The organism is Amycolatopsis sp. MtRt-6 (assembly GCF_017308975.1).
Classification (GTDB): Bacteria; Actinomycetota; Actinomycetes; order Mycobacteriales; family Pseudonocardiaceae; genus Amycolatopsis.
Genome location: NZ_JADWPD010000002.1, coordinates 131,005 through 157,282, shown reverse-complemented (window position 1 = coordinate 157,282; position 26,278 = coordinate 131,005). Strand labels below are relative to the sequence as shown.

Genomic DNA, 26,278 nt, shown 5'->3' with positions numbered 1-26,278 from the left:
CCTTGTCCCCGGCGAGAACATGTTCTAGTTTTGGGGGCGGAAGGTGGTGTGCCGGTGAAGACGGAGCTGGGCCTGGCCGGGACGGTCGTGCTCGTGACCGGCGGCGTCCGCGGCGTGGGCCGGGGCATTGCCGAGGTGTTCCTGGCCCACGGCGCCCACGTCGTCGTCTGCGCGCGGCGGGCGGCGCCCACGGAGGCGGAGTTCGCCGCGTGCGACGTCCGCGACGAGACGCAGGTGGCGGCGCTGGTCGAGGGGATCGTCGAGCGGCACGGGCGCCTGGACGTCGTCGTGAACAACGCCGGCGGGGCACCGTACGTGCCGGCGGCGGAGGCGTCGCCGCGGCTGCACGAGAAGGTCGTGCAGCTCAACCTGCTGGCCCCGCTGCTGGTCGCGCAGCACGCCAACGCGGTGATGCAGCGGCAGGATTCCGGCGGGTCGATCGTGATGATCTCCAGCGTGAGCGGGACGCGCCCGTCGCCGGGAACCGCGGCTTACGGTGCGGCGAAGGCCGGGCTGGACAACCTGACCGCGAGCCTGGCCGTCGAGTGGGCGCCGAAGGTGCGGGTCAACGCCCTGGACGTCGGGATGGTGCGGACCGAGCAGGCCCACCTGCACTACGGGAGCGAGGCCGCGGTCGAGGCGGTGGGGAAGACCGTGCCGCTCGGGCGGCTGGCCGAGCCGGCGGAAGTCGGGCACTGCGCCGCGTTCCTGGCCTCGTCGCTGGCTTCCTACGTCTCCGGCGCGACGCTGCGCGTGCACGGCGGAGGTGAGGTCCCGGCGTTCCTCGCCGCGGCGGACGTCAACCATCGGGAGGATTCGTGAGCGGGTTGTGCCAGGGCCGGGTGGTCGTGGTGACCGGGGCCGGGCGGGGCATCGGGCGGGCGCACGCGCTGGCCTTCGCGGCCGAGGGCGCCTCGGTCGTGGTGAACGACGTGGATGCCGGCGCGGCCGCCGAAGTGGCCGGGGCCATCGGGGAAAACGCGGTGGCGAACACCTCCGACGTGGCCGACTGGACCGGTGCCCGCGACCTCGTCGGCACGGCGCTCGAGCAGTTCGGGCGGCTGGACGTCCTGGTGAACAACGCGGGGTTCCTCCGGGACCGGATGCTGGTCAACCTCGCCGAGGACGAGTGGGACGCGGTTGTGCGGGTCCACTTGAAGGGCCATTTCGCGCCGTTGCGGCACGCCGCGGAACATTGGCGGGCCGAGGCGAAGGCCGGGCGGACGCCGAGCGCGCGGGTGATCAACACGAGTTCGGGTGCCGGGCTGCTGGGCAGCGTGGGCCAGGGGAACTACTCGGCCGCGAAGGCCGGGATCGCCGGGCTGACCGTGGTGGCGGCGGCCGAGCTGGCGCGGTACGGGATCACCGTGAACGCGATCGCCCCGGCGGCCCGGACCCGGATGACCGAGAGCGTCTTCGCGTCGATGGCCCGGCCGGACTCCGGCTTCGACGCGATGGCGCCGGAGAACGTCTCGCCGCTGGTCGTCTGGCTGGGCAGCGAGGAGTCCTCGCACGTCACCGGGCGCGTCTTCGAGGTCGAGGGCGGAAAGGTCTCGCTGGCGCAGGCGTGGCGGCACGGCCCGGTCGTGGACAAGGGCGAGCGGTGGGAGCCGGCCGAGCTGGGGCCGGTGGTGAAGGAGCTGCTCGAGCGTGCGCCCGAGCCCGAACCCGTCTACGGAGCGAGCTGATGGGCATCCTGACCAAGCGTGACGGCCACGTCGAGGTCGTCACCGTCGACTTCCCGCCGGTGAACGCGCTGCCGGTGCAGGGCTGGTTCGACCTGGCCGACGCGATCACGCAGGCGGGCCGGGACCCCGACGTGCACGTGGTGATCCTGCGCGCGGAGGGCCGCGGGTTCAACGCGGGTGTGGACATCAAGGAAATCCAGCGCAGCGCCGGCTATGACGCCCTGGTCGGCGCGAACCGGGGCTGTTACGCGGCTTTCGGCGCTGTCTACGACTGCGCGGTGCCGGTGGTCGCCGCGGTGCACGGCTTCTGCCTGGGCGGGGGCATCGGGCTCGTGGGCAACGCCGACGTGATCGTCGCTTCCGAAGATGCCACGTTCGGGGTGCCGGAGGTGGAGCGGGGAGCGTTGGGCGCGGCGACGCACCTTGCCCGGCTGGTTCCGCAGCACCTGATGCGGACGCTGTACTTCACCGCCCGCAAGATCACCGCCGCCGAGCTGCACGCGCACGGCTCGGTCTACCAGGTCGTGCCGCGCGCGGAGCTGGACGAGGCGGCGCTGGAAGTCGCGCGGGACATCGCCAAGAAGGATCCGCGGGTGATCCGGGCGGCGAAGGAAGCGTTGAACGGCATCGACACCCAGCAGGTGCACCGCAGTTACCGCTTCGAGCAGGGGTTCACGTTCGAGCTGAACCTGCTGGGTGCGTCCGACGAGGCTCGCGAGGAGTTCCTGAATGGCCGATAAGCGCACGACCGCCGACGACGTGGTGGCCGAGCTGAAGGACGGCATGACCATCGGCATCGGCGGCTGGGGTTCCCGGCGCAAGCCGATGGCGCTGGTCCGCGCGATCCTCCGCAGCCCGGTGCGGGACCTCACCGTCGTGTCCTACGGCGGCCCGGACGTCGGCCTGCTGTGTGCCGCGGGGAAGGTGAAGCGCGTCGTGTTCGGGTTCGTCACCCTCGACTCGATCCCGTTCGACCCCTGGTTCGGCCGCGCCCGGGAGACCGGGGCGATCGAGGTCACCGAATACGACGAGGGGATGTTCGGGACCGCGCTGTCGGCGGCGGCGCAGCGGCTGCCGTTCCTGCCGACGCGGGCCGGGCTCGGCTCGGAGGTGATGCGCGCCAACCCCGGCCTCCGCACGGTCCGCTCACCGTACGAGGACGGCGAGGAGCTGGTGGCGGTCCCGGCGCAGCACCTGGACGTGGCCTTGCTGCACCTCAACCGGGCCGACGCCCGCGGCAACGTCCAGTACCTGGGGCCGGATCCCTATTTCGACGAGCTGTTCGGGCTGGCGGCGGAGCGGTGCTTCGTGTCGGTGGAGAAGGTCGTCGAGACGGCCGAGCTGACCGCGGGCAGTCCGGTGCAGTCGCTGCTGCTCAACCGCGGCAGCGTGGCCGGCGTCGTCGAGGCGCCGCGCGGGGCGCACTTCACGACGGCGGTGCCGGACTACGGCCGGGACGAGCGGTTCCAGCGGCACTACGCGGCCTGCGCCAAGGACCTGGCGGCGTGGCCGGAGTTCGTGGACCGGTTCCTGTCGGCGGACGAAGGCACCTATCTGTCCGAAGTGGACAAGTTCGAGGCGGAGGCGGCATGAGTGCGACCCGGGCCGAGATCGTCGTGGTGGCGATGGCCGAGGTCTTCCGCGGCGACGGCGAAATCGTCGCGAGCCCGATGGGCCTCATCCCGCAGCTGGGCGCCAGGCTCGCGCGGCTGACGTTCGAGCCGGACCTGCTGATGTCCGACGGCGAGGCCTACCTGATGACCACCGACGGGGTGGTCGAGGGGTGGCAGCCGTTCCGGAAGATGCTGGACACGATCGTCCCGCACGGGCGACGGCACGTCGTGATGGGCGCCAACCAGATCGACCGGTACGGCAACCAGAACATCTCCGCCATCGGCGACCACGCCCGCCCGAAGAAACAGCTCCTCGGGGTGCGGGGCGCGCCGGGCAACACGGTCAACCACCGCACCAGCTACTGGGTGCCCCGGCACTCCGCGCGGGTCTTCGTCGAAAGCGTCGACGTCGTCTCGGGCGTGGGTTACGACAACGCGGCCAAAGCCGGGCCGTCGGCGCAGAAGTTCCACGACGTCCACCGGGTCGTCACCAACCTCGGCGTGTTCGACTTCGGCGGCCCGGACCACGCCATGCGGGCGGTGTCCCTGCATCCCGGCGTCACCCGGGACGAGGTCGCCGCGGCGACGACGTTCGAGATCGACTTCACCGGCACCGGGACCAGCCGGGAACCGACGGACGAGGAACTGCGGCTCGTCCGCGAGGTCGTCGACCCGAAGAGCCTGCGGGACAAGGAAGTTCCGGCGTGAAGACGGCCCTGACCCGGCTGGTGGGGGTCGAGCACCCGGTCGTGCAGACCGGGATGGGGTGGGTCGCCGGGCCGCGCCTGGTCTCGGCGACCGCCGAAGCCGGGGCGCTCGGCATCCTGGCGTCGGCCACGATGACGTTCGGCGAGCTGGAGGCGGCGATCGCGGAGGTCAAGAAGCGGACGGAGAAGCCGTTCGGCGTCAACCTCCGCGCCGACGCGGCCGACGCCGGCGAGCGCGTCGACCTGTTGATCCGCGAAGGCGTGAAGGTCGCTTCCTTCGCGCTGGCGCCGCGGAAGGAGATGATCGCGAAACTGCGGGACCACGGGATCGTCGTGATCCCGTCGGTCGGCGCGGCCCGGCACGCCGAGAAGGTCGCCGCCTGGGGCGCGGACGCCGTCATCGTCCAAGGCGGCGAAGGCGGCGGGCACACCGGGGGCGTGGCCACCACGCTGCTGCTGCCCTCGGTGCTGGACACCGTCGACATCCCGGTCGTCGCCGCCGGCGGCTTCTTCGACGGCCGCGGGCTCGCCGCCGCGCTCGCCTACGGCGCCGCCGGGGTGGCGATGGGCACCCGGTTCCTGCTGAGCAAGGAGAGCACGGTCCCCGACGAGGTGAAGCGCCTCTACCTCGAGCAGGGTCTCACCGGGACGGTCGTCACCCGCCGCGTCGACGGCCTGCCGCACCGCGTGCTGCGCACCGAGCTCGTCGAGAAGCTCGAACGCACCGGCCGGCTCCGCGGCCTGGCGCAGGCCGCGCGCAACGCGCTGCGCTTCCGGAATATCACCGGCCTGTCCCCGGTTGCGATGCTGCGAGAAGGCTTCGCGATGAAGCACGGCAACGATCTGACCTGGAGCCAGCTGGTCATGGCGGCCAATACCCCGATGCTGCTGCGGGCGGGACTGGTCGAAGGCCGGACGGACGCGGGAGTGCTAGCGTCGGGACAGGTGGTGGGCATGATCCACGACCTGCCCACGGTGGCGCAGATCGTCGAGGGCGCGGTGGCCGAGGCAGGTGAGATCCTGCAGCGCCTCGGCCGGCAAACGGGAGGATGAGGAAGCGGTGTTGAAGGTCGGTTACAAGGCGTCCGCGGAGCAGTTCGGGCCGCGGGACCTGGTCGAGTACGCCGTGCGTGCCGAAGAGGTCGGCCTCGACTCGGTGTGGGTGTCCGACCACTTCCTGCCGTGGCGGCACGAAGGCGGCCACGCGCCGTTCGCGCTGGCGTGGATGCCGGCGGTCGCCGAGCGGACGAAGCGGGTGCAGATCGGCACGAGCGTGCTGACCCCGACGTTCCGGTACAACCCGGCGGTGATCGCGCAGGCGTTCGCGACGATGTCGCTGCTGTCGAACGGCCGCATGATCCTCGGTGTCGGCACCGGTGAGGCGCTCAACGAAATCGCCGTTTCGGGGCGGGAGTGGCCGGAGTTCAAGGAGCGCTTCGCCCGGCTGCGGGAGTCGATCCGGTTGATCCGTGAGCTGTGGACCAGCGACAACGTGAACTTCGAGGGTGACTACTACCAGCTGGTCAACGCCAAGATCTACGACCGGCCGGAGCAGCCGGTGCCGATCTACGTCGCCGCGGGCGGCCCGGTGGTGGCCAAGTACGCGGGCCGGTCGGGCGACGGGTTCATCTGCACCTCGGGCAAGGGCATGGACCTCTACACCGAGAAGCTGATGCCGGCGGTCGTCGAAGGGGCGAAGGCCGCGGAGCGCGACGCCGAGACGATCGACCGGACGATCGAGATCAAGATGTCCTACGACCGCGACGCGGAGAAGGCTCTGGAGAACACCCGGTTCTGGGCGCCGCTGTCGCTGACGGCCGAGCAGAAGCACACGGTGTCCTCGGCCGAGGAGATGGAACGCCTGGCCGACGAGCTGCCGATCGAGCAGGTCGCCAAGCGCTGGATCGTGGCGTCCGACCCGGACGAGGCCGTCGCCCAGATCAAGCCGTACCTCGACGCCGGGCTCAACCACCTCGTCTTCCACGGCCCGGGCCACGACCAGGAGCGGTTCCTGACCCAGTTCTCCGAGGACGTCCTGCCGAAGCTGCGCGCCCTCGGCTGATCACAGCCGTTCGACGATGGTGACGTTGGCGGTGCCACCGCCTTCGCACATCGTCTGCAGCCCGTAACGACCGCCGCGGCGCTCCAGCTCGTGCAGGAGCGTGGCGAGGAGCTTGGTGCCGGTGGCCCCGATCGGGTGGCCGAGGGCGATCCCGCCCCCGTTCACGTTGACCCGGTCGGGGTCCGCGCCGGTTTCGTCCAGCCAAGCCAGGACGACGCTGGCGAACGCCTCGTTGACCTCGAACAGGTCGATGTCGGCGACGGTGAGCCCGCTCTTGCGCAGGGCGTACGCGGTGGCCGGGATCGGGCCGGTCAGCATCCACACCGGGTCCGCCGCCCGCACCGACAGGTGGTGGACGCGCGCCCGCGGCGTCAGGCCGTGCTCCTTGACGAATGCCTCCGACGCCAGCAGCGCCGCGCTCGCGCCGTCGGAGATCTGGCTGGCCACCGCCGCCGTCAGCCGCGAACCCTCGCTCAGCGGCTTGAGGCCGCGCATGCGCTCGAGGCTGGTGTCCCGGCGCGGGCCTTCGTCGTGCCGGAACTCCTCCACCGGCACGGTTTCCGCGTCGAACCGGCCTTCGTCGATCGCGGCCAGGGCCCGCTGATGACTGCGCAGCGCGTACTCCTCCATGTCCGCGCGGCTGATGTCCCAGTGCTCGGCGATCATCTCGGCGCTGCGGAACTGCGAGACCTCGACACTGCCGTAGCGCTCCTGCCAGCCCTTCGAGCCGGAGAACGGGTCGTCGAAGCCGTGTTCGCGGCCGGCCAGCATCGCCGCGCTGATCGGGATGCGGCTCATGTTCTGCACGCCGCCGGCCAGCACCAGGTCCTGCGTGCCCGACATGACGGCCTGGGCGGCGAAGTGCACGGCCTGCTGGCTCGACCCGCACTGCCGGTCGACCGTCACGCCCGGCACGTGGTCGCCGAAGCCGGCCGCCAGCCACGCGGTGCGCGCGATGTTGCCGGACTGCGGGCCGAGGGTGTCGGTGCAGCCGAGGATCACGTCGTCGACCAGGTCGGGGTCGACGCCGGCGCGCTCGACGACGGCCTTGATGACGTGCGCGCCGAGGTCGGCGGAGTGCCACCCGGAGAGCGCGCCGCCGCGCCGGCCCACGGGGGTGCGCACCGCGTCGAGGAGGAAAGCTTCGGGCACGGGGGACTCCTAGGGGTGCTGGCTGCTGACGGAAACGACTTCGCCGGTCAGGTAGCTGGCGTAGTCGCTGGCGAGGAAGACCATGACGTTGGCGACCTCCCACGGCTCGGCGGCCCGGCCGAACGCTTCGCGCTTGGTGAGGTCTTCGAGGAGTTCGTCGCTGGTCACCTTGGCCAGGAACGGGTGCATGGCCAGGCTGGGGGCGACGGCGTTGATCCGGACGCCGTGCTCGGCGGCATCCAGCGCGGAGCATCGGGTCAGCGCCATGACCCCGGCTTTGGCGGCGGCGTAGTGGGCCTGACCGGCCTGGGCGCGCCAGCCGATGACGGAGGCGTTGTTGACGATCGCCCCGCCGCCGCCCTGGGCGACGAACTGCTTGAGCGCCGCCCGGGTGCAGCGGAAGGTCCCGTTGAGCGTGATGTCCAGGACGCGTGACCACTCTTCGTCGGTCATGTCGATGACCGATTTCGTCCCGCCGAGGCCGGCGTTGTTGACCATGACGTCGACGCGGCCGAAGTGGTCCACGGCGCCGTCGATGAGGGCCTGGACCTGGTCTTCCTGGGTGACGTCACAGGGGATCGCGTGAACGGCGCCGAGCTCGGCGGCCTTCTCCTTCAGCCGCCGCTCGTGCCAGTCGCTGATCACGACGTGCGCGCCTTCTTCGAGACAGCGTTTCGCGACGGCCGACCCGATGCCGGTGCCCGCGGCGGCGGTGACAACCACGACTTTCCCCTGCAGGAGGTCGTGGCCGGGCGGGTAGACAGGGATCACGGGCGGGCCTCTCGGGGTAGGCCGAGGACGCGCTCGGCGATGATGTTGCGTTCGATTTCGTCGCTGCCGCCGTAGATGGTGTCGGCGCGGGTGAAGAGGAACAGCCGCTGCCACTCGTCGAGTTCGGTGCCGTCGGCGACCATCGATCGCGCACCGCGGGCCCGCATGGCGAGTTCACCCAGCCCGCGGTGCCACTGCGCCCACAGCAGCTTCCCGACGGCGACTTCGGGTCCGGCGGCTTGGCCGAGCGTGCGCAGGGCGTGGGCGCGGAGCACGCGGAGGCCGATGCGGGCGCGGGCGAGGTCGGCGCGCAGCAGCGGGTCGTCGTAGGTGCCCAGCCGCTTCGCCTCGGCGGTGATGTCGTCGAGTTCGCGGCGGAACCCGATCTGCTGGCCCAACGTCGAGACGCCGCGTTCGAAGCCGAGCGTGGCCATGGCGATCTTCCACCCCTCGCCGGGTTCGCCGACGACGAGGTCAGCGGGGGTGCGGGCGTCGTCGAAGAAGACTTCGTTGAACTCCGAGGTGCCGGTGAGCTGCTGGATGGGCCGGATGGTGACGCCGTCCTGCCGCAACGGCACCAGCAGGTAGGAGAGGCCGTGGTGGCGTTGCGAGCCGGGTTCGGTGCGGGCGACGACGAAGCACCAGTCGGCCACGTGCGCCAGGGACGTCCAGATCTTCTGGCCGTTGATCACCCACTCGCCGTCGCGCAGGACGGCCGTGGTGGACACGGCGGCGAGGTCGGAACCGGCGCCGGGCTCGGAGTAGCCCTGGCACCACAGCTCCTCGACGGCGACGATCCGGGGCAGGAACCGTTGCTGCTGTTCCGGGGTACCGAACGCGATCAGCGTCGGCCCGAGCAGCTGCTCGCCGATGTGGTTGACCCGCGCCGGGGCGCCGGAAGCGGCGTATTCCTCGTGGAACGCCACCTGGTCTGCCAGGGACAAGCCTCGGCCGCCGTGCTCGACGGGCCAGCCCACGCACGTCCAGCCGGCCGCGGCGAGGTGACGTTCCCACGCCAGGCGCAGGTCGAACTCCTCGTGCTCCCGCCCCGGCCCGCCGAGACCGCGCAGCCGGGCGAACTCGCCGGTCAGGTTGTCGGCGAGCCAGTCCGCGACCTCGCGGCGGAATCGCGACGGTTCCACCCACGCCTCCTTGCTGCCGGGCCGGTCCGGCACCTAGGGTAATGAGAACACGTTCTACTTTGTCGGTCCAGAGGAGGCTGTGGTGGGACAGACCACGATCCCGGCCGTCGTCCGCGATGCCGCCGCGAAGTTCGGGGCCGCGGAGGCGCTGGTCGACGGCCCGGTGCGGCTCGGCTACGACCAGCTTCTGGAACGTGTTCGAACGGTCGCGCGGGCGTTCGCCGCATGCGGTGTCCGGGCGGGCGACCGGGTCGCCATCGCCCTTCCCAACACCCACCACTGGGTCGAGGCGGCACTCGGTGCCCTCTACGCGGGAGCGACCCTGATCCCGGTCAACACCCGCTTCACCGCCACCGAGACGGTGGACCTGCTCGTCCGCGGCCGGGCCACGGCGCTCGTCGTGGCCGCCGACTTCCTCGGCACCGACCGCCACGCCGCGATCCGCGAGACCGGCGTCGAGCTGCCCGACCTCGGCACGGTCGTCCGGGTGCCGCTGCAGGAGCCGCACCGGCCGGTCGCGGGCACCCTGGGCTGGGACGAGTTCCTGGCCCGCGCCGAGGAGGTCCCGGCTGCCGAAGCCGAGGCGCGGGCGGACGCCGTCGGCCCGGACGACGTCAGCGACATCCTCTTCACCTCCGGCACCAGCGGCCGCTCCAAGGGCGTGCTCTCCGCGCACCGCCAGACGGTCGACGTCGCCGCGGCGTGGGCGGAGTGCGGCCAGGTCACTGCGGACGACCGCTACCTGGTGATCAACCCGTTCTTCCACAGCTTCGGCTACAAGGCCGGCATCGTCGTGGGCCTGCTGACCGGCGCGACGATCGTCCCGCAGGCGGTCTTCGACGTCCGCGAGGCGCTGAAGGTGATCGAGCGGGAGCGGATCTCCGTGCTGCCGGGCGCGCCGACGGTCTTCCAGTCCCTGCTGCACGAGCCGCGCAAGGGCGACCTGTCGTCGCTGCGGCTCGCGGTCACCGGGGCGGCCAGCGTGCCCGCCTCGCTGGTCCGGCGGATGGGGGCCGAGCTGGGGTTCGAGACGGTCCTGACCGCCTACGGCCTGACCGAAGCCGTCATGGTGACGATGTGCCGCCCGGGCGACCCCGCGGAACTCGTCGCGAGCACGTCCGGCCGGGCGACCGCCGGCTTCGAAGTGGCGATCCACGGTTCGCCGGGCGAGATCGTCCTGCGCGGGCCGAACGTGATGCTCGGGTACCTCGACGACCCCGAGGCGACGGCCAAGGCGATCGACGAAGACGGCTGGCTGCACACCGGGGACGTCGGCGAGCTCGACGCCGACGGCAACCTCACCATCACCGGCCGGCTCAAGGACATGTACATCTGCGGCGGCTTCAACGTCTACCCGGCCGAGGTCGAGAGCGCGCTGACCGAGCTGGCCAGCGTCCGCGACGTCGCCGTGGTCGGCGTTCCGGACGAGCGGCTCGGCGAGGTCGGCAAGGCGTACGTCGTCGGGACCGGGCTGACGGCGGAGGCGGTCATCGCGTTCTGCCGCGAGCGGCTCGCCAACTACAAGACCCCGCGGTTCGTCGAGTTCCTCGACGAGCTGCCCCGCAACGCTGCCGGCAAGGTGCTGAAGCGGCTGCTGACCGAGGAGAAGGCATGAGTGAATCGGTGGTCCGGTCGGAGCGGCGGGGGCCGGTCGCGGTGGTGACCATGAACCGGCCGGACTACCGCAACGCCCAGAACTCGGCGATGACCTACGCCCTGGACGACGCCTTCACGGCGGCGGTGAACGACCCCGAGGTGAAGGTGATCGTGCTGGCGGGGGAAGGGAAGCACTTTTCGGCCGGGCACGACATCGGCAGCCCGGGCCGGGACGCCGACCAGTCGTTCGATCGGCGGGCGGTGCTGTGGTGGGACCACGTCGACCGGGCCGGCGGTGATCAGCGGTTCGCCCGGGAGTCCGAGGTGTACCTGGGGATGTGCCGCCGGTGGCGGGAGATCCCGAAGCCGATGATCGCCAGCGTCCAGGGCGCCTGCATCGCGGGCGGGTTGATGCTGGCCTGGGTGTGCGACCTGATCGTGGCGGCCGATGACGCGTTCTTCGCCGATCCGGTGGTGCGGATGGGCATTCCGGGTGTCGAGTACTTCGCGCACCCGTGGGTGCTGGGTCCCCGCGCGGCCAAGGAAGTGCTGTTCACCGGGGAGCGGTTCACGGTGCAGCAGGCCAAGGAGTGGGGGATGGTCACCCGGATCGTGCCGCGCGAAGAGCTGGAGCAGCGCACGCTGGAACTGGCGGAGAAGATCGCGGGGATGCCGTCGTTCGGGCTGGCACTGGCCAAGAAGGCGGTCAACCAGGCCGAGGACCTGATGGGACTGCGGTCCGGGATGGACTCCGTCTTCGGGCTGCACCACTTCGCGCACGCCCACAACGCCGAGACCTCGGAAGACTCCCTCGGCGGGCAGTCGGCGCGGTCGATGCGTGATGCGAACAAGGGGGCCTGATGGACCTCGACATCGACGAGGCGTCGGCGGCCTTCCGCGACGAGGCGCGGGCGTGGCTGGCTTCGCACGTGCGCGTGCTGCCGTCGATGGACACGGCCGAAGGCTTCGAAGCGCATCGCGAGTGGGAGGCCGAACTCGCGGAGGCGCGCTGGTCGGTGGTGTCGTGGCCGCGCGAGTACCACGGCCGGGACGCCTCGATGCTGCAGTGGCTGTTGTTCGAGGAGGAGTACTACGCCTCCGGCGCGCCGGGCCGGGTGTCGCAGAACGGCATCTTCATGCTGGGCCCGACGTTGTTCGCGCACGGGACGCCGGAGCAGCGTGACCGGATCCTGCCGCCGATGGCCCGCGGCGAGCAGGTCTGGGCGCAGGCGTGGTCCGAACCCGAGGCGGGCAGCGACATTGCCGCGTTGCGCAGCACGGCGGTCCGCACCGACGGCGGCTGGCTGCTGTCCGGGCAGAAGACGTGGAGTTCACGGGCCGCTTTCGCGGACCGGGCGTTCGGGTTGTTCCGCACCGATCCGGAAGCGCGGCGCCACCACGGCCTGACGTACTTCATGGCCGACCTGCGGGCCGAGGGGGTGACGGTCCGGCCGATCCCGCAGCTGGACGGCGAACCCGGCTTCGCGGAGATCTTCTTCGACGACGTGTTCGTGCCGGACGAGGACGTGATCGGCGAAGTGGGCCAGGGCTGGCGGGTCGCGATGACGACGGCCAACAACGAGCGCGGCCTGTCGCTGCGCAGCCCGGGCCGGTTCCTGGCCGCGGCGGACCGCCTGGTGGATCTGTGGCGCGACCGCGGCGAGCCACTGTCCACACGGGACCGGGTGGCGGACGCGTGGATCGGCGCCCGCGCGTATCAGCTCTACACCTTCGGCACGGTCAGCAGGCTGGCGGAGGGCGGTGAGCTGGGGCCGGAGTCGAGCGTGAACAAGCTCTTCTGGTCCCACCTGGATGTGGAGCTGCACGAAACCGCGCTCGACGTGCTCGGCCCGGCCGCGGAGACCGATCAGGCGTGGGTGAACGGCTACCTGTTCTCCCTGGCCGGTCCCATCTACGGCGGCACCGACCAGATCCAGCGCAACACCATCGCCGAACGGCTGCTGAAGCTTCCGAGGGAGGCCCGCCGATGAAGTTCCGGCTCTCCCCGGAGCAACGGCAGTTCGCCGCGACACTCCACGAGCTGCTGGGCGGTGCGGACACCGCGGCCGCGGCCCGGGCCTGGGCGGCGGGGGAGCACGACCGCGGCCTCAAGCTGTGGCGCGCGCTCGCCGACGTCGGCGTCTTCGCGCTGCTGGTCGACGAGGACCACGGCGGCCTCGGCGCCGGCCCGGTCGACCTGGTGGTCGCCTGCGAAGCACTCGGCTACCACGCCGTCCCCGGCCCGCTCGTGGAATCGGCCGCCGTCGCCCCGGCGCTGCTGACCGGCGACCGGCTCACCGCGCTCGCCGAGGGCGACCTCCTGGCCACCGTCGTCGCGCCGCCGGAAGTCCCCCTCGCGCTCGACGCCGACGTCGCGGGCGCGGTGCTGGACCTCACCGGCGCGGAGCTCACCGGAGCCGGCACCGGACCCGAACGCTCGATCGACCCGCCGCGGCGGCTGTTCCGCGTCCCCGGCGCAGCCGTCCGACCGGACGGCACCGCGTTCGACCGGGGCGTCCTGGCCGTGGCCGCCCAACTGGTGGGGGCGGGGCAGTGGCTGCTCGACACGTCGGTGGCGTACGCGAAGCAACGCACGCAGTACGGCCGGGCGATCGGCGAGTACCAGGCGATCAAGCACCTCCTCGCCGACGTCGTCACCCGCCTCGAACTGGCCCGGCCGCTGCTCTACGGCGCCGCGGTCGCCGGGGACACCTTCGCCCGCGACGTTTCGGCGGCGAAGGTGATGGCCGGGGAAGCCGCGCTGCTCGCCGCCCGGACCGCGCTCCAGGTGCACGGCGCCATCGGCTACACGGCCGAGCACGACCTCGGGCTCCGCCTGACGAAGGTGCGCGCGCTCGTCGGAGCGTGGGGGACCGGGTCGTTCCACCGGGCGCGGGTCCTGCGATGACGGACCCGACGGAGACCGAGGAGGCCCGGGCGCTGCGGGAGGCCGTCCGGGCCCTGCTGACGCGGCGGTCGGGACCGGAGGCGGTGCGGGCGGCACTGGAGTCGCCGCTGGGTTACGACGACAAGCTGTGGTCGACGCTCTGCGAGCAGATCGGCGTCGCCGCCCTGGTGGTCCCGGAGCACTACGGCGGCGCGGGCGCGGGGCTCGCCGAGGCGTGCGTCGTGCTGGCGGAACTGGGCCGGACGCTGACGCCGGCGCCGATGCTGGGCTCGGCGGTGCTGTCGGCCCAGGCGCTGCTGCTGACCGGCAACGACTCCGCGTGCCGTGAACTGCTGCCGGGCATCGCCGCGGGCACGACACTGGCGGCCCTGGCCTGGTCCGGCGAGGACGGCCGGTGGACGCCGGCCCTGCGCGCGTCGGACGCGGGGCTGGAGGGCAGCGCCCACTACGTCCTGGACGGTGACCTCGCCGACGTCCTGCTCGCGGTGGCCCGCACGGACGACGGCGCCGGCCTGTTCGAGGTGCCGGCCGACGGGGTGCGCCGGTCGCGCGTGACGAGCCTGGACCCGGGCCGGCGGCTCGCGGTGGTCGAGTGCGCCGCGACGCCGGCGCGACGGCTGGACCTCGGCGGGTTCGGTTCGTCCCTGCGGCAGCTGCGCGACACGGCGGTGGTCGCGGTGGCCGCGGAGCAGGTCGGGGCGGCCGCGCGGGCGTTGGAGCTGACGGTCGAGTACACGAAGCAGCGTCGTCAGTTCGGCCGCCCGATCGGATCGTTCCAGGCGCTGAAGCACCGGATGGCCGACGTGCACGTCCACGTCGAGGCGGCCCGCTCGGCGCTGTACGCGGCCCTGGTGGACGGCGACGCCGAGGCCGTGGCGACGGCGAAGGTGGTGTGCGGCGAGGCGTTCGCCCACGCGGCGGCGGAGATGATCCAGCTGCACGGCGGGATAGCGATCACCTGGGAGCACGACGCCCACCTGTACTTCAAGCGCGCCCACGGCACGGCGCTGCTGTTCGGTGAGCCGGGTTCGTGGCTCGCCCGATGAGCCCGAGCAAGCGGCCCGATCGGGGGTTCAGACCGCGAACACCTGGGCGTCGTCGGCGAAGGCCTTGAACTCCAGGGCATTGCCCGCCGGGTCGAGCAGGAACATCGTCCACTGCTCGCCGGCCTGGCCTTCGAAGCGGACGTACGGCTCGATCACGAACTCCGTCCCCGCCGCGCGCAGACGGTCGGCGAGGGCCTGGAACTGCGGCACGGTGAGGATCAGCCCGAAGTGCGGCACCGGCACGTCGTGGCCGTCGACCGGGTTGTGGACGCGCTCCGGGCCGGCCGGGGCCAGGTGCGTCACGAACTGGTGGCCGTGCAGGTTCCAGTCGATCCACGTTTCGGCGCTGCGGCCCTGCTCGAGGCCGAGCACTTCACCGTAGAACCGGCGCGCGGCGGCCAGGTCGCCGACCGGCATGGCGAGGTGGAAGCGGGGGATGGCCAGGGTCATCGGGACTCCTTCGCTGGTGATCTTGGCTGAATGTTAACATTACGACATGAGTGGTTCGGTGGTCCCCGCCCGGCGCCGCGGGCTGGCCGACGAGGTCGCGGACCGGATTCGCGACGCGGTCTTCGACGGCGTCTACGCCCCCGGCAGCCAGGTGCGCGAGGTCGAGCTCGCCGAAGCGCTGGGCGTCAGCCGCGGGCCGGTGCGGGAGGCGTTGTTCAAGCTGGAGCGGGAGGGGCTCGTCCGCAGCGAATGGCACCGCGGCACCACGGTGGCCGCCCTGTCCGACGACGACGTCGCCGAGCTGAACAGCCTGCGGGCAGCGCTTGAACAGCTGGCCGTCGAGCTCGTCGTCGAGCGGGCCGGCGAGGAGGCCCTGGCCGCGATCGACGCCGTGGTGGATCGCATGGAACGCGCGCTCGACGAGCACGAGATGGTCCGGTGCGACCTCGAGTTCCACGACGCGGTCTACGCGGCCGCGGGCCACCGCCGGCTCCAGGAGGCCTGGCAGGCGATCCGCTCGCAGGTGCATCTATTCCTGCTGACCCGGATCGGCGTCGCCACCGACGGCTACCTCGACGGCATCCCCGCGGAACACCGCGAGCTGGTGACGGCGCTGCGGGCGCGTGACCGCGAGACGGCGCTCGCGCTGTTCGCCGAGCACCGCCGCCACGCCTTCGAAATCCTCAGTGGACGGACGGACTAGCGCGTCAGAGCACCAGGTCCGCCGCCGTCCGGACCTCCTGGGCCGCGCTCGTCGACTCCAGGCCGGCGAGCGGGTCGGCGGCCGGCAGGTCGCCGAACGACAGGCCGGTCAGGTCCGCGATCCGGTGCACCGGGACCTGGTAGGTGCGGTAGGCGCCGTAGTTGAACTCCGTCGCCGCCTCCAGACCCTCGATGAGCTCGGCCTGGCTGAGCAGGTACGCCGTCGCCGACAGGGTCCCGTCCTTCCTGACCATCGCCACGACCTTCCAGAACTGGCGCGGCAGCTGCACGCCGCGGTACTGGTCGTCGTCTGCCGCCAGGACCGGGCCGGTCAGCACGCTGACCTTCAGGTCGTGGTTGTCCGCGTTGTTCAGCACGTAGTCCTCGAGCCCGGCCCACGTCGTCTTGTTCTGGTTGAAGTCCTTGTGCTGCGGCGAGCAGTTGGTGAAGTGGAACGTGTCGTCGTTGCCCAGCTGGGCGACCGCCTCCGTCGCGCCCCACGCCGGGTCGAGGCGGCGGACCAGGTGCCCGCGGTCGAGGGGGTTGGCCCGGTAGATCTCCTCGCCGATCTGCTCGGTCACGGCGACGCGCGGGTCGAGCGACCAGTGGTCGGCTTCGCGCCGCAACGACCGGCTGGTGCGCCCGTCGATGTTGACCGCGGTGAACAGCGCCAGCCGCCGCTCCTTGTGCATGACGACGCTGAAGTGGTGGTACGGCAGGACGTACCGGGGCTCGCCGGTGGCCTGCCGGTTGATCGCCGCCAGCGGGACGAGCGCGTCGGACAGGCCGGGCAGCGGCACGGTGTGCCCGGGCAGGAAGGCCGGGTCGTAGCCCTCCCGGTTCGAGTAGTCGGGGTCGATCCGCCCGGTGGCCGGCTCGGCGCGCAGCCGGATGTCGAACGGCATCGAGAGCGTCAGCACCGGCGAAGCGCCGCCGCCGTTGCCGCCGTTGCCGGTGGCCGGCAACGCGCGCTCGGGACGGGTGGCCAGCCGGTCGAGCAGGGCCTGCTGCGCCGGCGTGAACGCCTGCGCCCGCAGGAACTTCAGCAGCTTGCTGACGCGGATGCCTTCGTTGAGGAACCCGCCGTACTCCGCGCGGCCCGCCGCCGGGACGCTCGCGTGGTGCAGCGCCACGATCTCCCACTGGTCGTTGAACACCGGCGAGCCGGACGACCCGGGTTCGGTGTCGGTTTCGTAGTGCAGGAAGTTCTCGAGGACGTCGACGACGCGGTTTTCCCGTAGCGCGACCTGCTTCTTGCCGCCGCCGGGGTGCTGGACGATGGTGACGAAGTCGCCGACGATCGCCTTGCCCTCGCTGCCGATCAGCCGGTTGAACCCGAAGGGGCGCAGCTCGTCGGCGGTCGCCTTCACCGCGACGAGCGCGAAGTCGAGGGCGCGGTCGGCGGCGAAGAAGCGGTCCGGGTCGAGCGCGAACGCCCGCACCGGCCGGGGCAGGCCGTCGATGCCGTCCTGGTAGTCGAACTCGATGATGCTGAACCCGGCGGTCGCCGCGTCCGGCAGCACGTGGTGGTTGGTCAGCAGCAGCTCCGGCGAGATCAGCGAGCCCGTGCCGTAGCCGACCAGCCTGCCCTGGGCGTTCCGGATGTTCACCCGGCCGATCGCCGCCGCGGCCGCGACCCCGCCTTCGAGGTAGCCGACGCCGAGCAGGTCGTTCGTGAGCACGATGCGTTCGAGGATCGCGCCCGCCGCCGTCATCGCCTCCGGGTCGCCTGCCGCGATCGCCGCCGGGCTCACCGGCCGGACGTCGGGGTAGTAGCGGCCGAGCCGGTCGATCCGGGTGGCGACCCGGCTCGGCTCGTCGGCCTCGGCGATCCCGCCGGGCTTGCGCAGCAACGCGATCTTCTGCTGCCGCTCTTCGGTCCGCTCGGCGGCCCGCGCGGCCGCGGCCTGTTCCTGTTCGGACTGCCGGTCCGTCTTGACGTCCACGATGCCTCCCCGCGAGCGATCCGGAAACATCGCGTTAGTCGCGCCACCGGAGAGCGCGTTACACGATTTCCGGCGCGTCGCCGGGAATTCTTTTTCACTCCACTTCGCGGTATTTTCGCGAAATCTCCGCGATTATCGAAAATTACGCACGGGCAGCACGATCGCCGACGCGTGCGCGGGGTCGTGGTGGACCTCCTGGTCCGCGGCGCGCAGCGTGACGGCGGTGGCGTGCGGCTCGCCGGTGCCGGGATTCCGGGCGTAGCGCGGGAAAGCGCCGCTGGAGACCTGGACGCGGATGCGGTGCCCGCGCCGGAACCGGTGCGCCGTCGGCCACAGCCGCACGGTGACGGCGGCCAGTTCGCCGGCGTCCCGCAGGCTGGTGAGGCCGTCACAGACGTTGACCGACCGGCCGTCCGGACCGACGTCGCAGAGCCGGACGAAGACGTCGGCGAACCGCAGGCTCGACCGGAACCAGATTTCCGCGTGCACGTCCCCGATGACCTCGACGTCTTCGCCGAGCACGGCCGTGGTGTAGGTGAGGACGTCGGCGCGCGCTTCGAGCGCCGCGTTGTCCACCCGGCCCGCGTCCGGGGCCATCCGCACCCCGCCGGCCGCGGGGGTCGGGTCCGCCGGGTCGTAGCGGTAGCGGTCCGGTGCGGACTCACCCGGAACGGCCGTGGCCAACGTGCCGCCGGCCTGCAGGTGGAACCGTTGCGGCGCATAGCCTTCCGGCGGCCAGGAAGCGAAGTCGCGCCAGGCTTCCTCGCCCATGACGAACAGCCGGACCGGCGCCCGGTCCGGCGGTTCCTCACCGCGCGCGTGCGCGAGCCCGAACTCGAGGGTTTCCCGCAGCGTCTCGCTCGTGCTGCCGAGCAGGCTTTCGCGGCCGGCGTGGGTCCACGGCCCGACCGTGAGCCGGGGTCGCCGTCCCGCGTCCTGCAGCGTCCGGAAGTCGCGCAGCTGGCCCGGCAGGAAGATGTCGTACCAGCCGGCGACCGAGCTGACCGGGACGGTGACGTCCGCGACGCGGCTCCGGTGGTCGATCTCCGCCCAGCGCGGGCTGCTCTCGGGGTGGACGAGGATGTCCTGGATGTAGTCGGAGCGGTGGCCGATGGCGACGACGTCGGCCTGGGCGAGCGGCAGCGTGTTCAGCGCCTGCGCCAGCTTCTTCGCCTGGGTGCGTTGCCGCAGCAGCGCGAAGCGGCGCTCCTGGGTAGCGACCTGCACGCCCCACCCGAACGGCGTCTCCAGCGAAAGGCCGTCCTCCCGCAGGAACTCCAGTGTCAGTCCCGATTCGGTGACCTGCGGGACCATCGCCTTCACCTGCGGCGGCAGGCGATCGGCGGCCGCCCACTGGACGTAACCCAGGTAGCTGGCGCCGACGAGCACGATCGCGTCGCCGGACCACGGCTGGTCCACCACCCAGTCCAGCGTCGCGAGGCCGTCTTCGCGCTCCTGCCGCAGCGGGTCGAAGACGCCGCCGGAGCCGAAGCCGCCGCGGGTGCTCTGGACGAGCACCTGGAAGCCGCGTTCGGCCAGGGGACGTGCCAGGATCGCGCCGAACGGGCCCCGGCGGCCGTAGGGCGTGCGCACCAGCGCGGCCGGGAGCCCGTCCGCGCCGTCGCGCGGCGCCCAGTGGTCGGCGAGCAGCTCGACGCCGTCGCGCATCGGGACGCGCAGGTCCCGCCGGACGACGAGGCGCCGGGTGGCCGGCGCGGGCAGCTTCAGCAGGCGTTCGACGAGACGGCTGATCATCGGCCGGCCTCCTTCGTGATCATCGCGGTGACGACCGAGTGCATCCGCTGCAGCCGGTCGGCGAACTCTTCGGGGTCGAGCGGGTCCGGCCCGTCGACGACCCACGCGTTGACGAACGCGCCGGCCCCGCCGGTCAGGAAGGTCGCGAGGTCCTCGATGCCTTCGGCGTCGAAGCGGCCGCCGAGCGCGCGGCCGAGGTTCTCCCGGTTGACCGGGAGGAACAGGCCGGTCAGCGCCTTGGTGAGGGCGAACGCGGACGCCCCGGTCAGCAGCGCGCGGTAGAAGCGCCGGTACCGGGCGAAGTGCCGGCCCAGTGCCAGCAGCGACGCGCGTTCGCCGTCCGGGACCGCGAGGTCGGTGAGCTCGCCGAGCAGCTCGCGCCGGACGAGGTCGAGCGCGGCCTCCAGCAGCAGCGCGTCGCGGTCGCCGAACTGCTGGTACAGCACCTGGCGGCTGACGTCGGCCGCCTCGGCGATGTCGGACACCGGGACGGCGGGGGAGTCGCGTTCGGACACGAGCTCGACCGCGGCCCGCATCAGCGCGGCGCGCGACCGGCGCACCCGCCGGTCCTTGGGGGGCTCTTCGGTCGTCCAGTCGTCGGTCACCGGTCGATAATGGACAGATGTCAAGAAAATGGCAAGTGTTCGGTAATCGACCCGCGGCGGCGGGATGCGATCATGCGGGCATGTCTTCGACCATGCGGGCCTTCGTGCTCACCGGGCCGGGCGAGTCCTCGGTGCAGGAAGTCCCCGCGCCGCGGGCCGTCGCGGGGGAGGTCGTCGTCGACGTCGAACGGGCCGGTGTGTGCGGCACCGACGTCGAGTTCTTCACCGGCGCGATGGCCTACCTCCACCAGGGGCACTCGGCGTACCCGATGCGGCTCGGCCACGAGTGGGCGGGCACGGTGACGGCCGTGGGCGAGGGCGTGGACCCGGCCTGGCTCGGCCGCCGGGTCATGGGCGACACGATGCTCGGCGACCGGACGTGCCGCCGCTGCCGCAAGGGCCACCAGCACACCTGCGAGCGCCGCCAGGAGGTCGGCATCCGCGGCGGCCGGGCGGGCGCGCTGGCCGAACGCCTCGCGGTGCCGGCGTGGTCGCTGCACGCCCTGCCCGACACGGTGGACGCCGTGCTCGGCGCCCTGGTCGAACCGGGCGGCAACGCCCTGCGCGCGGCCCGCGCGGCCGACGTCGGCGAGGGCGACCGGGCGCTCGTCCTCGGCCCGGGCACGATCGGCCTGCTCACGGCGATGTTCCTGCGCGCGGCGGGCGCCGAGGTGCACCTGATGGGCGTCGGGTCGCTGGAGTTCTCCCGCAGCCTCGGGTTCACGAACTCGTGGACCCGGGAGACGCTGCCTTCGCTGCCGTTCGACGCGGTGGTCGACGCCACCGGCGCCGCCGGATCACCCGCGCTGGCCGTGGAGCTGGTGGAGCCGGCGGGCCGGGTCGTCTACATCGGACTGTCCGGCAACCCCAGCCGCGTCGACACCCGCGAACTGGTCCTGAAGGACGTCACGGCGGTCGGGGTCCTGTCGGCTTCGCCGGGCTTGGCGGAGACGATCGAGGCGTACGCGAGCGGCGTGGTCGATCCCCGCCCGCTCGTGGCGGCGACGGTGGGCCTGGCCGAGGCCGGGGCCGTGCTCGCGGGCGAGCGCGTCGGCGGCGCGGGTCCGAAGGTCCACATCGACCCGCGTCGCTGACCCTCAGAGCTGCTTGAAGAACTCCAGCAGCGCCGCGTTCACCTCGGCCGGGCGTTCCAGCTGGACCCAGTGCCCGGCGCCGGGCACGTCCACGACGTCACGCAGGTCCGGCGCTGCCTCGGCGATCCGGCTGCTGTCGGTGAACGCGCGGGTCAGGTCGCCGTCGCCGCACAGGTAGAACGCCGGGCGGGTGATCGGCGTGTCGCGCCACGCCGCCAGGAGTTCCCAGTTGCGGTCGATGTTGCGGTACCAGTTGAGCCCGCCGGTGAACCCCGAACGGCCGAACGACTCGACCGCGGTGTCGACGTCCTCCTCGCTCAGCCAGGACGGCAGCACCGCGGGCTCGGTGAACCGGTCGAGGAAACCCTCGCCGTCCCGGACGACCGGTGCCTCCGCGCTGCCGCCGAGCAGCTTGCGGAACGTCGTGCGCGGGTCCGCGCCGAACTCCGCCTCGGCGACGCCCGGCCGCTGGAAGTAGATCTGGTAGAAGCCGTCGCCGAACCGCTCGCGCAGAAGGCTCAGCGGGGGTGCCGGCGCGCGCAGGGCCGGCGGCACGCTGATCCCCGCGACGCCGCGGACGACGTCCGGGCGCAGCAACGCCGTGTGCCACGCGACCGGCGCGCCCCAGTCGTGGCCCACCACGACGGCCTCGCGCTCGCCGAGCGCGTGGATCAGCCCGACGACGTCGCCGACGAGGTGCAGCAGCGTGTACTGGCTCGCGTCGGCGGGGGCGTCGGTGCCGCCGTAGCCGCGCTGGTCCGGCGCCACGACGTGGTAGCCCGCGTCGGCCAGCGGCCCCAGCTGGTGGCGCCACGAATGCGACGTCTCCGGCCAGCCGTGCAGCAGCAGCACCAGCGGCCCGGTGCCCTGCTCGGCGATCCGCATGCGGAGTCCACCGACGTCGACGGTGCGGTGTGTCAGCATTCTTTTCCCCTGTTCGCCGTGTCCACAACGGACCGTACGGCATCAGTCCGCCGGCACGGCGAGCGTGGTCGGCCGGGCGCGGCCGCGCAGGGTGACGTCCTCGGTCGCGGTCCACCGGGCCGCTTCCGCCGCGGCCGCGGACTCCACGGCCGTCCACGAGGCCAGCAGCCGGCCGGGCACGTTCTTGGCCAGCTCGGTCAGCCGCGCGGCCTCGTTGACCGGGTCGCCGATCACCGTGTACTCGAAGCGGCGCGGATCGCCGACGTTGCCCGCGACCGCGTCGCCCGTCGCCACGCCGATGCCGGCCGGGCCGTCCGGGACCTCGGCGGCGAGCCGGCGGGCGATGGCGCGGCCCGCGGCCAGCGCGGGGGTCGCGTGGTCGCCGAGGGGCGCGGGCGCGCCGAAGACGGCCAAGGCGGCGTCGCCGACGAACTTGTTGACCAGTCCGTGGTGCCGGTCGACCTCGTCGACCACCACCGCGAAGAACCGGTTGAGCAGGCCGACGACCTCCTCCGGCGGGCGGCTCGCGGCCAGTGCCGTCGAGCCGACGAGGTCGACGAACAGCACCGACACCGTCCGGACCGTGCCGCCGAGCTCGGCCGACGTCCGCATGGCCTCGACCGCGACCTCGTGGCCGACGTGCCTGCCGAACAGGTCGCGCAGCCGTTCGCGCTCGGCCAGCCCGGCCGCCATGTCGTTGAACCCCGCCTGCAGCAGGCCCAGCTCGGTGCCGTCGTAGACCGGGATTTCGACGGCGAAGTCCCCGGCCCGGACGCGGCCGAGCGCGTCGCGGACCGAGGCGATCGGGTTGACCACCGAGCGGGCGGTGAACACCGTGACCAGCAGGCCGAAGCACAGCACGACCAGCCCGAGCGCGATCACCGACACGGCGAGCTTCGTGGTGGAGACGTCGCCACGCACCCAGGCCAGCACCGCGGTGACGACCAGCCCGGCCACCGGGACCCCGGTGCCCAGGCACCAGAACAGCAGCATCCGCCGGTTGACGCCGCCGTTGACCGGCCGCGTGGGCGCGGTGCCCGCGAGGGCCAGCGCCGCGTACGGCCGCAGCGCGAACTCGCCGAAGAGGTAGGCGATCGCGCAGACGACGACCGCGGCGAAGGCGACCACGAGGAGTTCGGTGAGCACCACCTCCGGCTGCACGAGCGCCGCGAGCCCGCCGAAGACCAGCGTCGCGATGCCCCAGAGCACCGCCTGGACGGACGTCAGCCGCAACGGGACGCGCAGGCTGGCGGCGCGTTCGGCGTCGGTCGGCGGGCGCCCGTCGGCCGCCCAGCGCAGGGTCCGGAGGGCGCCGCGGGTGCCCCACAGCGTGCCCACGACGACCGCGGAAACGACGTACACGGGTACTGCCACCGCCGTGACGCGCACGAGTTCGCCGGACATCCCGGGTGCCGGCATGAGCAGGGCCGCGAGCCCGGCGACCACCAGCGCGCCGATCACGTTGGTGGCGATCAAAGCGGCCGTGAGCAGGCCTTGGACCCGCCGGCGCAACGCCGTGGCGTGCTGGTCGAGCGGCCCGAGCAGGCCGGAGCCGAACGGCTCCGCCGGGGACTGTCCCTGGTTCACCATTTTGAGTGTACGGTCGTTCACTGAACTGCTCGCAGCCGGGTGGCCGAGTATATGTTACGGTTGGTAACAGTGAACTTGAGTAACACCTGACGAGGAGGTCGGTCGTGACGAGCATCAGCGAATCGGGCGTGTCGGACCGGGAGACCGTGGCGCGGCGGCTGCTCGACTCGTCGGAGCAGCTGTCCTACGACCCCGTCAAGGAGGTCGACTGGGAGACGCCGCTGGACACGGGCTACCACGGCGCCAGTCCGGAGTGGAGCACGCTCTACGGCACCTCCTACTGGGACGACATGACGCCGGAGCAGCAGCGCGAGCTGACCCGCCAGGAGGCGGCGTCGGTGGCCAGCACCGGGATCTGGTTCGAAATGATCCTGCAGCAGATGGTGTTGCGCGACTTCTACGCCAAGGACCCCACCGACCCGGCGTTCCAGTGGGCGCTGACCGAGATCGCCGACGAGTGCCGGCACTCGATCATGTTCGCCCGCGGCGCGGCGAAGCTGCGGGCGCCCGCCTACCGGCCGCGCCGGTTCGTCGTCGAGCTGGGCCGGGTCTTCAAGGCCACCGCGACCGGGGAAGCCGCCTACGCGGCGATCCTCGTCGCCGAAGAAGTCCTCGACGTCATGCAGCGCGACTGGATGCGCGACGAGCGGGTGGTCCCGTTCGTGCGCACCATCAACAACATCCACGTCGTGGAGGAGTCGCGGCACATGAAGTTCGCCCGCGAGGAGACCCGCGAGCGGCTGCGCGGCGCCGGCCGGCTGCGGCGGCAGATCAACGGCCTGGTCGTCGCGATCGCGTCGTACTTCATCGTGACGAGCATGGTGAACGGCAAGGTCTACGAGAACGCCGGCCTCGACGGCAAGCGGGCGCGGCGCGAGGCGAAGGCCAACGAGCACCACAAGTCGATGCTCCGCTCCAGCTGTTCCGGGCTGATGGAGTTCCTGCACTCGGCGGGGTTGCTGACCAAGCCGTCGCTGTGGTTCTACAAGCGCGCGAACCTGATCTGACATGGCGTTCGCGATCACCCAGACCTGCTGCGCCGACGCGTCCTGCGTGTCGGTCTGCCCGGTCAACTGCATCCACCCGACGCCGGACGAGCCCGATTTCGGGACCACGGACCTGCTCTACATCGACCCGGCCACCTGCATCGACTGTGGTGCCTGCGCCGACGCCTGCCCGGTCGACGCGATCTTCCCGGCCGGCGACCTGACCGGGCCGCTGCGGGCGTACGAGCAGATCAACGCGGAGTACTACGCGGGCCGGGACGTGCTCGCCGACGTCTCGGTGGCGCCGAACTTCCACCGGTGGGCACCGCCGTCGTTCGCGCGGGTGCTGCCGAGCGACTTCGCGCCGCTGGACGTCGCCGTCGTCGGCACCGGCCCGGCGGGGATGTACGCGGTGGAGGACCTGCTGCTGCACACGAACGCCCGCGTGACGCTCGTCGACCGCCTCCCGGTGGCCGGCGGCCTGATCCGCTACGGCGTCGCGCCGGACCACCCGTCGACGAAGAAGATCGGCGAGACGTTCGCGCGGTTCCACGACCACCCGCGGCTGCGCCTGCGGCTCGGCGTTGCGGCCGATCCCGGCCTGGCGGACCGGCACGACGCGGTGATCTACGCGGTCGGGGCCACCGAAGCCCGGCGCCTCGGCGTCCCCGGCGAGGACCTGCCCGGCAGCCTCCCGGCCGCGACGGTGGTCGGCTGGTACAACGGCCACCCGGAGGTGGCGCCGCCCGACCTCTCCGCCGAGCGGGTCGTCGTGGTGGGCACGGGCAACGTGGCCGTGGACATCGCCCGCATCCTGACGGCCGGCCCGGAGTCGCTGGCGGGGACGGCGATCGCCCCGGAAGCACTGGCGCGGCTGCGGTCGTCGAAGGTCCGCGAGGTGGTGCTGCTGGCCCGCCGCGGCCCGGAGACGGCGGCGTACACGCGCCCGGAGCTCCTGGCACTGGCGGCCCGCGGCGGCTTGGTGGTGGACGCACACGATCGGCGCGTCGCGGACGCGATCGAGGGGGCGGCGCCGGGGGAGAAGGCGGCGTGGCTGCAGGGGGTGCCGCGGGAGAAGGTGGACTGGTCGGCGCCGCCGCCGGACGGGCGCCGCGTGGTGCTGCGGTTCCACTCGGCGCCGGTGGCGTTCGCGGGGGACGCGGAGGTCCGCGCGGTGGTGGTGTCCGGTGTGGAGGGAGACGTCGAGATCGCGGCGGGCCGGGTCGTCCGGGCGGCGGGGTTCCGCGGGGTACCGCTGCCGTGGCTGCCGTTCGACGAGGAGGCGGGCGTGATCCCGAACGACTCGGGCCGCGTTTCCGGGCGGCCGGGGGAGTACGTGGCGGGGTGGATCAAGCGCGGCCCGTCCGGCGGGATCGGGGCGAACAAGGCCTGCGCGCGGGAGACCGTGGGGGCATTGCTGGAGGACGCGGTGGCCGGCCGCCTGCCGGCGCGCCGGAGACGAGCGAGGGCGCGGTTGTTCGGCCGCGGCTGACCCGGAGGCAGTGCATGACTCATTCCCGACGTCGGACGCCAGGAATGAG

25 protein-coding genes are annotated in these 26,278 nt (G+C 72.4%); 16 read left to right on the top strand and 9 right to left on the bottom strand.

The genetic code is table 11. The annotated features are described in order from the left end of the window. Positions 1–54: 54 nt before the first annotated feature. From I4Q55_RS04400 to fgd, 7 genes are read left to right on the top strand one after another with little or no spacing between them, the layout of a single operon-like run. Positions 55–822, top strand: coding sequence for an SDR family oxidoreductase (locus tag I4Q55_RS04400; RefSeq protein ID WP_206784708.1), 768 nt, complete (start codon positions 55–57; stop codon positions 820–822). Continuing rightward, positions 819–1,688 (top strand): SDR family oxidoreductase, encoded by an 870-nt coding sequence (locus I4Q55_RS04395; protein WP_206784707.1) that lies wholly within the window; start codon positions 819–821, stop codon positions 1,686–1,688. Before I4Q55_RS04400 ends, I4Q55_RS04395 begins: the two co-directional genes overlap by 4 nt. Further along, positions 1,688–2,428: an enoyl-CoA hydratase family protein gene (locus tag I4Q55_RS04390; RefSeq protein WP_206784706.1), complete on the top strand. Its 741-nt coding sequence runs from the start codon at positions 1,688–1,690 to the stop codon at positions 2,426–2,428. Before I4Q55_RS04395 ends, I4Q55_RS04390 begins: the two co-directional genes overlap by 1 nt. Continuing rightward, on the top strand, positions 2,418–3,281 hold the full coding sequence (locus tag I4Q55_RS04385) for a CoA transferase subunit A (RefSeq protein ID WP_206784705.1): 864 nt from the start codon (positions 2,418–2,420) through the stop codon (positions 3,279–3,281). Before I4Q55_RS04390 ends, I4Q55_RS04385 begins: the two co-directional genes overlap by 11 nt. After that, positions 3,278–4,009, top strand: a complete 732-nt coding sequence (locus I4Q55_RS04380) for a CoA-transferase subunit beta (RefSeq protein ID WP_206784704.1) — start codon at positions 3,278–3,280, stop codon at positions 4,007–4,009. The genes I4Q55_RS04385 and I4Q55_RS04380 overlap by 4 nt, the downstream gene beginning before the upstream one ends. Continuing rightward, positions 4,006–5,061: a nitronate monooxygenase family protein gene (locus I4Q55_RS04375; RefSeq protein WP_206784703.1), complete on the top strand. Its 1,056-nt coding sequence runs from the start codon at positions 4,006–4,008 to the stop codon at positions 5,059–5,061. Before I4Q55_RS04380 ends, I4Q55_RS04375 begins: the two co-directional genes overlap by 4 nt. 7 nt (positions 5,062–5,068) lie before the next feature. Next, the gene (fgd, locus tag I4Q55_RS04370; RefSeq protein WP_206784702.1) at positions 5,069–6,070 is read left to right on the top strand and encodes a glucose-6-phosphate dehydrogenase (coenzyme-F420); all 1,002 of its coding nucleotides are present in this window, start codon (positions 5,069–5,071) and stop codon (positions 6,068–6,070) included. On the opposite strand, the gene I4Q55_RS04365 is transcribed toward fgd, so the two are convergent. Genes I4Q55_RS04365 through I4Q55_RS04355 form a run of 3 tightly spaced genes read right to left on the bottom strand, consistent with a single transcriptional unit; the run spans position 6,071 to position 9,135 of the window. Continuing rightward, positions 6,071–7,222 (bottom strand): acetyl-CoA C-acetyltransferase, encoded by a 1,152-nt coding sequence (locus I4Q55_RS04365; protein WP_206784701.1) that lies wholly within the window; start codon positions 7,220–7,222, stop codon positions 6,071–6,073. It abuts the gene before it with no gap. Between the two features lie 9 nt (positions 7,223–7,231). Continuing rightward, complete coding sequence (locus I4Q55_RS04360; protein WP_206784700.1) at positions 7,232–7,993, bottom strand: SDR family oxidoreductase; 762 nt, start codon at positions 7,991–7,993, stop codon at positions 7,232–7,234. After that, positions 7,990–9,135: an acyl-CoA dehydrogenase family protein gene (locus I4Q55_RS04355; protein ID WP_206784699.1), complete on the bottom strand. Its 1,146-nt coding sequence runs from the start codon at positions 9,133–9,135 to the stop codon at positions 7,990–7,992. Before I4Q55_RS04355 ends, I4Q55_RS04360 begins: the two co-directional genes overlap by 4 nt. Before the next feature lie 82 nt (positions 9,136–9,217). Between I4Q55_RS04355 and I4Q55_RS04350 the strand changes: the two genes are divergently transcribed. From I4Q55_RS04350 to I4Q55_RS04330, 5 genes are read left to right on the top strand one after another with little or no spacing between them, the layout of a single operon-like run. Beyond that, the gene (locus I4Q55_RS04350; RefSeq protein ID WP_206784698.1) at positions 9,218–10,750 is read left to right on the top strand and encodes a FadD3 family acyl-CoA ligase; all 1,533 of its coding nucleotides are present in this window, start codon (positions 9,218–9,220) and stop codon (positions 10,748–10,750) included. Next, the gene (locus tag I4Q55_RS04345) at positions 10,747–11,592 is read left to right on the top strand and encodes an enoyl-CoA hydratase (RefSeq protein WP_206784697.1); all 846 of its coding nucleotides are present in this window, start codon (positions 10,747–10,749) and stop codon (positions 11,590–11,592) included. Before I4Q55_RS04350 ends, I4Q55_RS04345 begins: the two co-directional genes overlap by 4 nt. After that, on the top strand, positions 11,592–12,722 hold the full coding sequence (locus I4Q55_RS04340; RefSeq protein WP_206784696.1) for an acyl-CoA dehydrogenase family protein: 1,131 nt from the start codon (positions 11,592–11,594) through the stop codon (positions 12,720–12,722). Before I4Q55_RS04345 ends, I4Q55_RS04340 begins: the two co-directional genes overlap by 1 nt. After that, positions 12,719–13,639: an acyl-CoA dehydrogenase family protein gene (locus I4Q55_RS04335; RefSeq protein WP_206784695.1), complete on the top strand. Its 921-nt coding sequence runs from the start codon at positions 12,719–12,721 to the stop codon at positions 13,637–13,639. Before I4Q55_RS04340 ends, I4Q55_RS04335 begins: the two co-directional genes overlap by 4 nt. Then, positions 13,636–14,685: an acyl-CoA dehydrogenase family protein gene (locus I4Q55_RS04330; RefSeq protein ID WP_206784694.1), complete on the top strand. Its 1,050-nt coding sequence runs from the start codon at positions 13,636–13,638 to the stop codon at positions 14,683–14,685. The genes I4Q55_RS04335 and I4Q55_RS04330 overlap by 4 nt, the downstream gene beginning before the upstream one ends. 27 nt (positions 14,686–14,712) lie before the next feature. Here the strand turns inward: I4Q55_RS04330 and I4Q55_RS04325 are convergent, their stop codons facing one another. Next, the gene (locus I4Q55_RS04325) at positions 14,713–15,135 is read right to left on the bottom strand and encodes a VOC family protein (protein ID WP_206784693.1); all 423 of its coding nucleotides are present in this window, start codon (positions 15,133–15,135) and stop codon (positions 14,713–14,715) included. 46 nt (positions 15,136–15,181) lie between these two features. Here I4Q55_RS04325 and I4Q55_RS04320 point away from each other — a divergent pair, with 46 nt between their 5' ends. Continuing rightward, positions 15,182–15,838 carry a GntR family transcriptional regulator gene (locus I4Q55_RS04320; protein ID WP_206784692.1) on the top strand — a complete coding sequence of 219 codons (657 nt, stop codon included), beginning with the start codon at positions 15,182–15,184 and terminating at the stop codon, positions 15,836–15,838. A gap of 4 nt (positions 15,839–15,842) precedes the next feature. On the opposite strand, the gene I4Q55_RS04315 is transcribed toward I4Q55_RS04320, so the two are convergent. The 3 genes from I4Q55_RS04315 to I4Q55_RS04305 all read right to left on the bottom strand — a co-directional run bounded on the left by I4Q55_RS04315 (position 15,843) and on the right by I4Q55_RS04305 (position 20,143). After that, positions 15,843–17,783, bottom strand: coding sequence for a DNA/RNA non-specific endonuclease (locus I4Q55_RS04315; protein WP_206784691.1), 1,941 nt, complete (start codon positions 17,781–17,783; stop codon positions 15,843–15,845). Positions 17,784–17,915: 132 nt separating this feature from the next. Beyond that, complete coding sequence (locus I4Q55_RS04310) at positions 17,916–19,538, bottom strand: CocE/NonD family hydrolase (protein ID WP_206784690.1); 1,623 nt, start codon at positions 19,536–19,538, stop codon at positions 17,916–17,918. After that, positions 19,535–20,143 (bottom strand): TetR/AcrR family transcriptional regulator, encoded by a 609-nt coding sequence (locus I4Q55_RS04305; RefSeq protein ID WP_206784689.1) that lies wholly within the window; start codon positions 20,141–20,143, stop codon positions 19,535–19,537. Before I4Q55_RS04305 ends, I4Q55_RS04310 begins: the two co-directional genes overlap by 4 nt. Before the next feature lie 80 nt (positions 20,144–20,223). Between I4Q55_RS04305 and I4Q55_RS04300 the strand changes: the two genes are divergently transcribed. Continuing rightward, complete coding sequence (locus I4Q55_RS04300) at positions 20,224–21,237, top strand: zinc-binding dehydrogenase (protein ID WP_206784688.1); 1,014 nt, start codon at positions 20,224–20,226, stop codon at positions 21,235–21,237. Positions 21,238–21,240: 3 nt separating this feature from the next. Here the strand turns inward: I4Q55_RS04300 and I4Q55_RS04295 are convergent, their stop codons facing one another. Both I4Q55_RS04295 and I4Q55_RS04290 read right to left on the bottom strand, forming a co-directional pair. After that, entirely contained in the window at positions 21,241–22,161 is a 921-nt protein-coding gene (locus I4Q55_RS04295) for an alpha/beta fold hydrolase (protein WP_206784687.1), read from the bottom strand. 42 nt (positions 22,162–22,203) lie between these two features. Then, a complete protein-coding gene (locus I4Q55_RS04290; protein ID WP_307793105.1) occupies positions 22,204–23,748 on the bottom strand; it encodes an adenylate/guanylate cyclase domain-containing protein in 1,545 nt (514 codons plus the stop codon). A 107-nt stretch (positions 23,749–23,855) separates the two neighbouring features. On the opposite strand from I4Q55_RS04290, the gene I4Q55_RS04285 reads away from it, so the two are divergent. Continuing rightward, a complete protein-coding gene (locus tag I4Q55_RS04285) occupies positions 23,856–24,758 on the top strand; it encodes a diiron oxygenase (protein ID WP_206784685.1) in 903 nt (300 codons plus the stop codon). A 1-nt stretch (position 24,759) separates the two neighbouring features. Beyond that, positions 24,760–26,229 carry an FAD-dependent oxidoreductase gene (locus I4Q55_RS04280; RefSeq protein ID WP_206784684.1) on the top strand — a complete coding sequence of 490 codons (1,470 nt, stop codon included), beginning with the start codon at positions 24,760–24,762 and terminating at the stop codon, positions 26,227–26,229. Positions 26,230–26,278 lie beyond the last annotated feature (49 nt).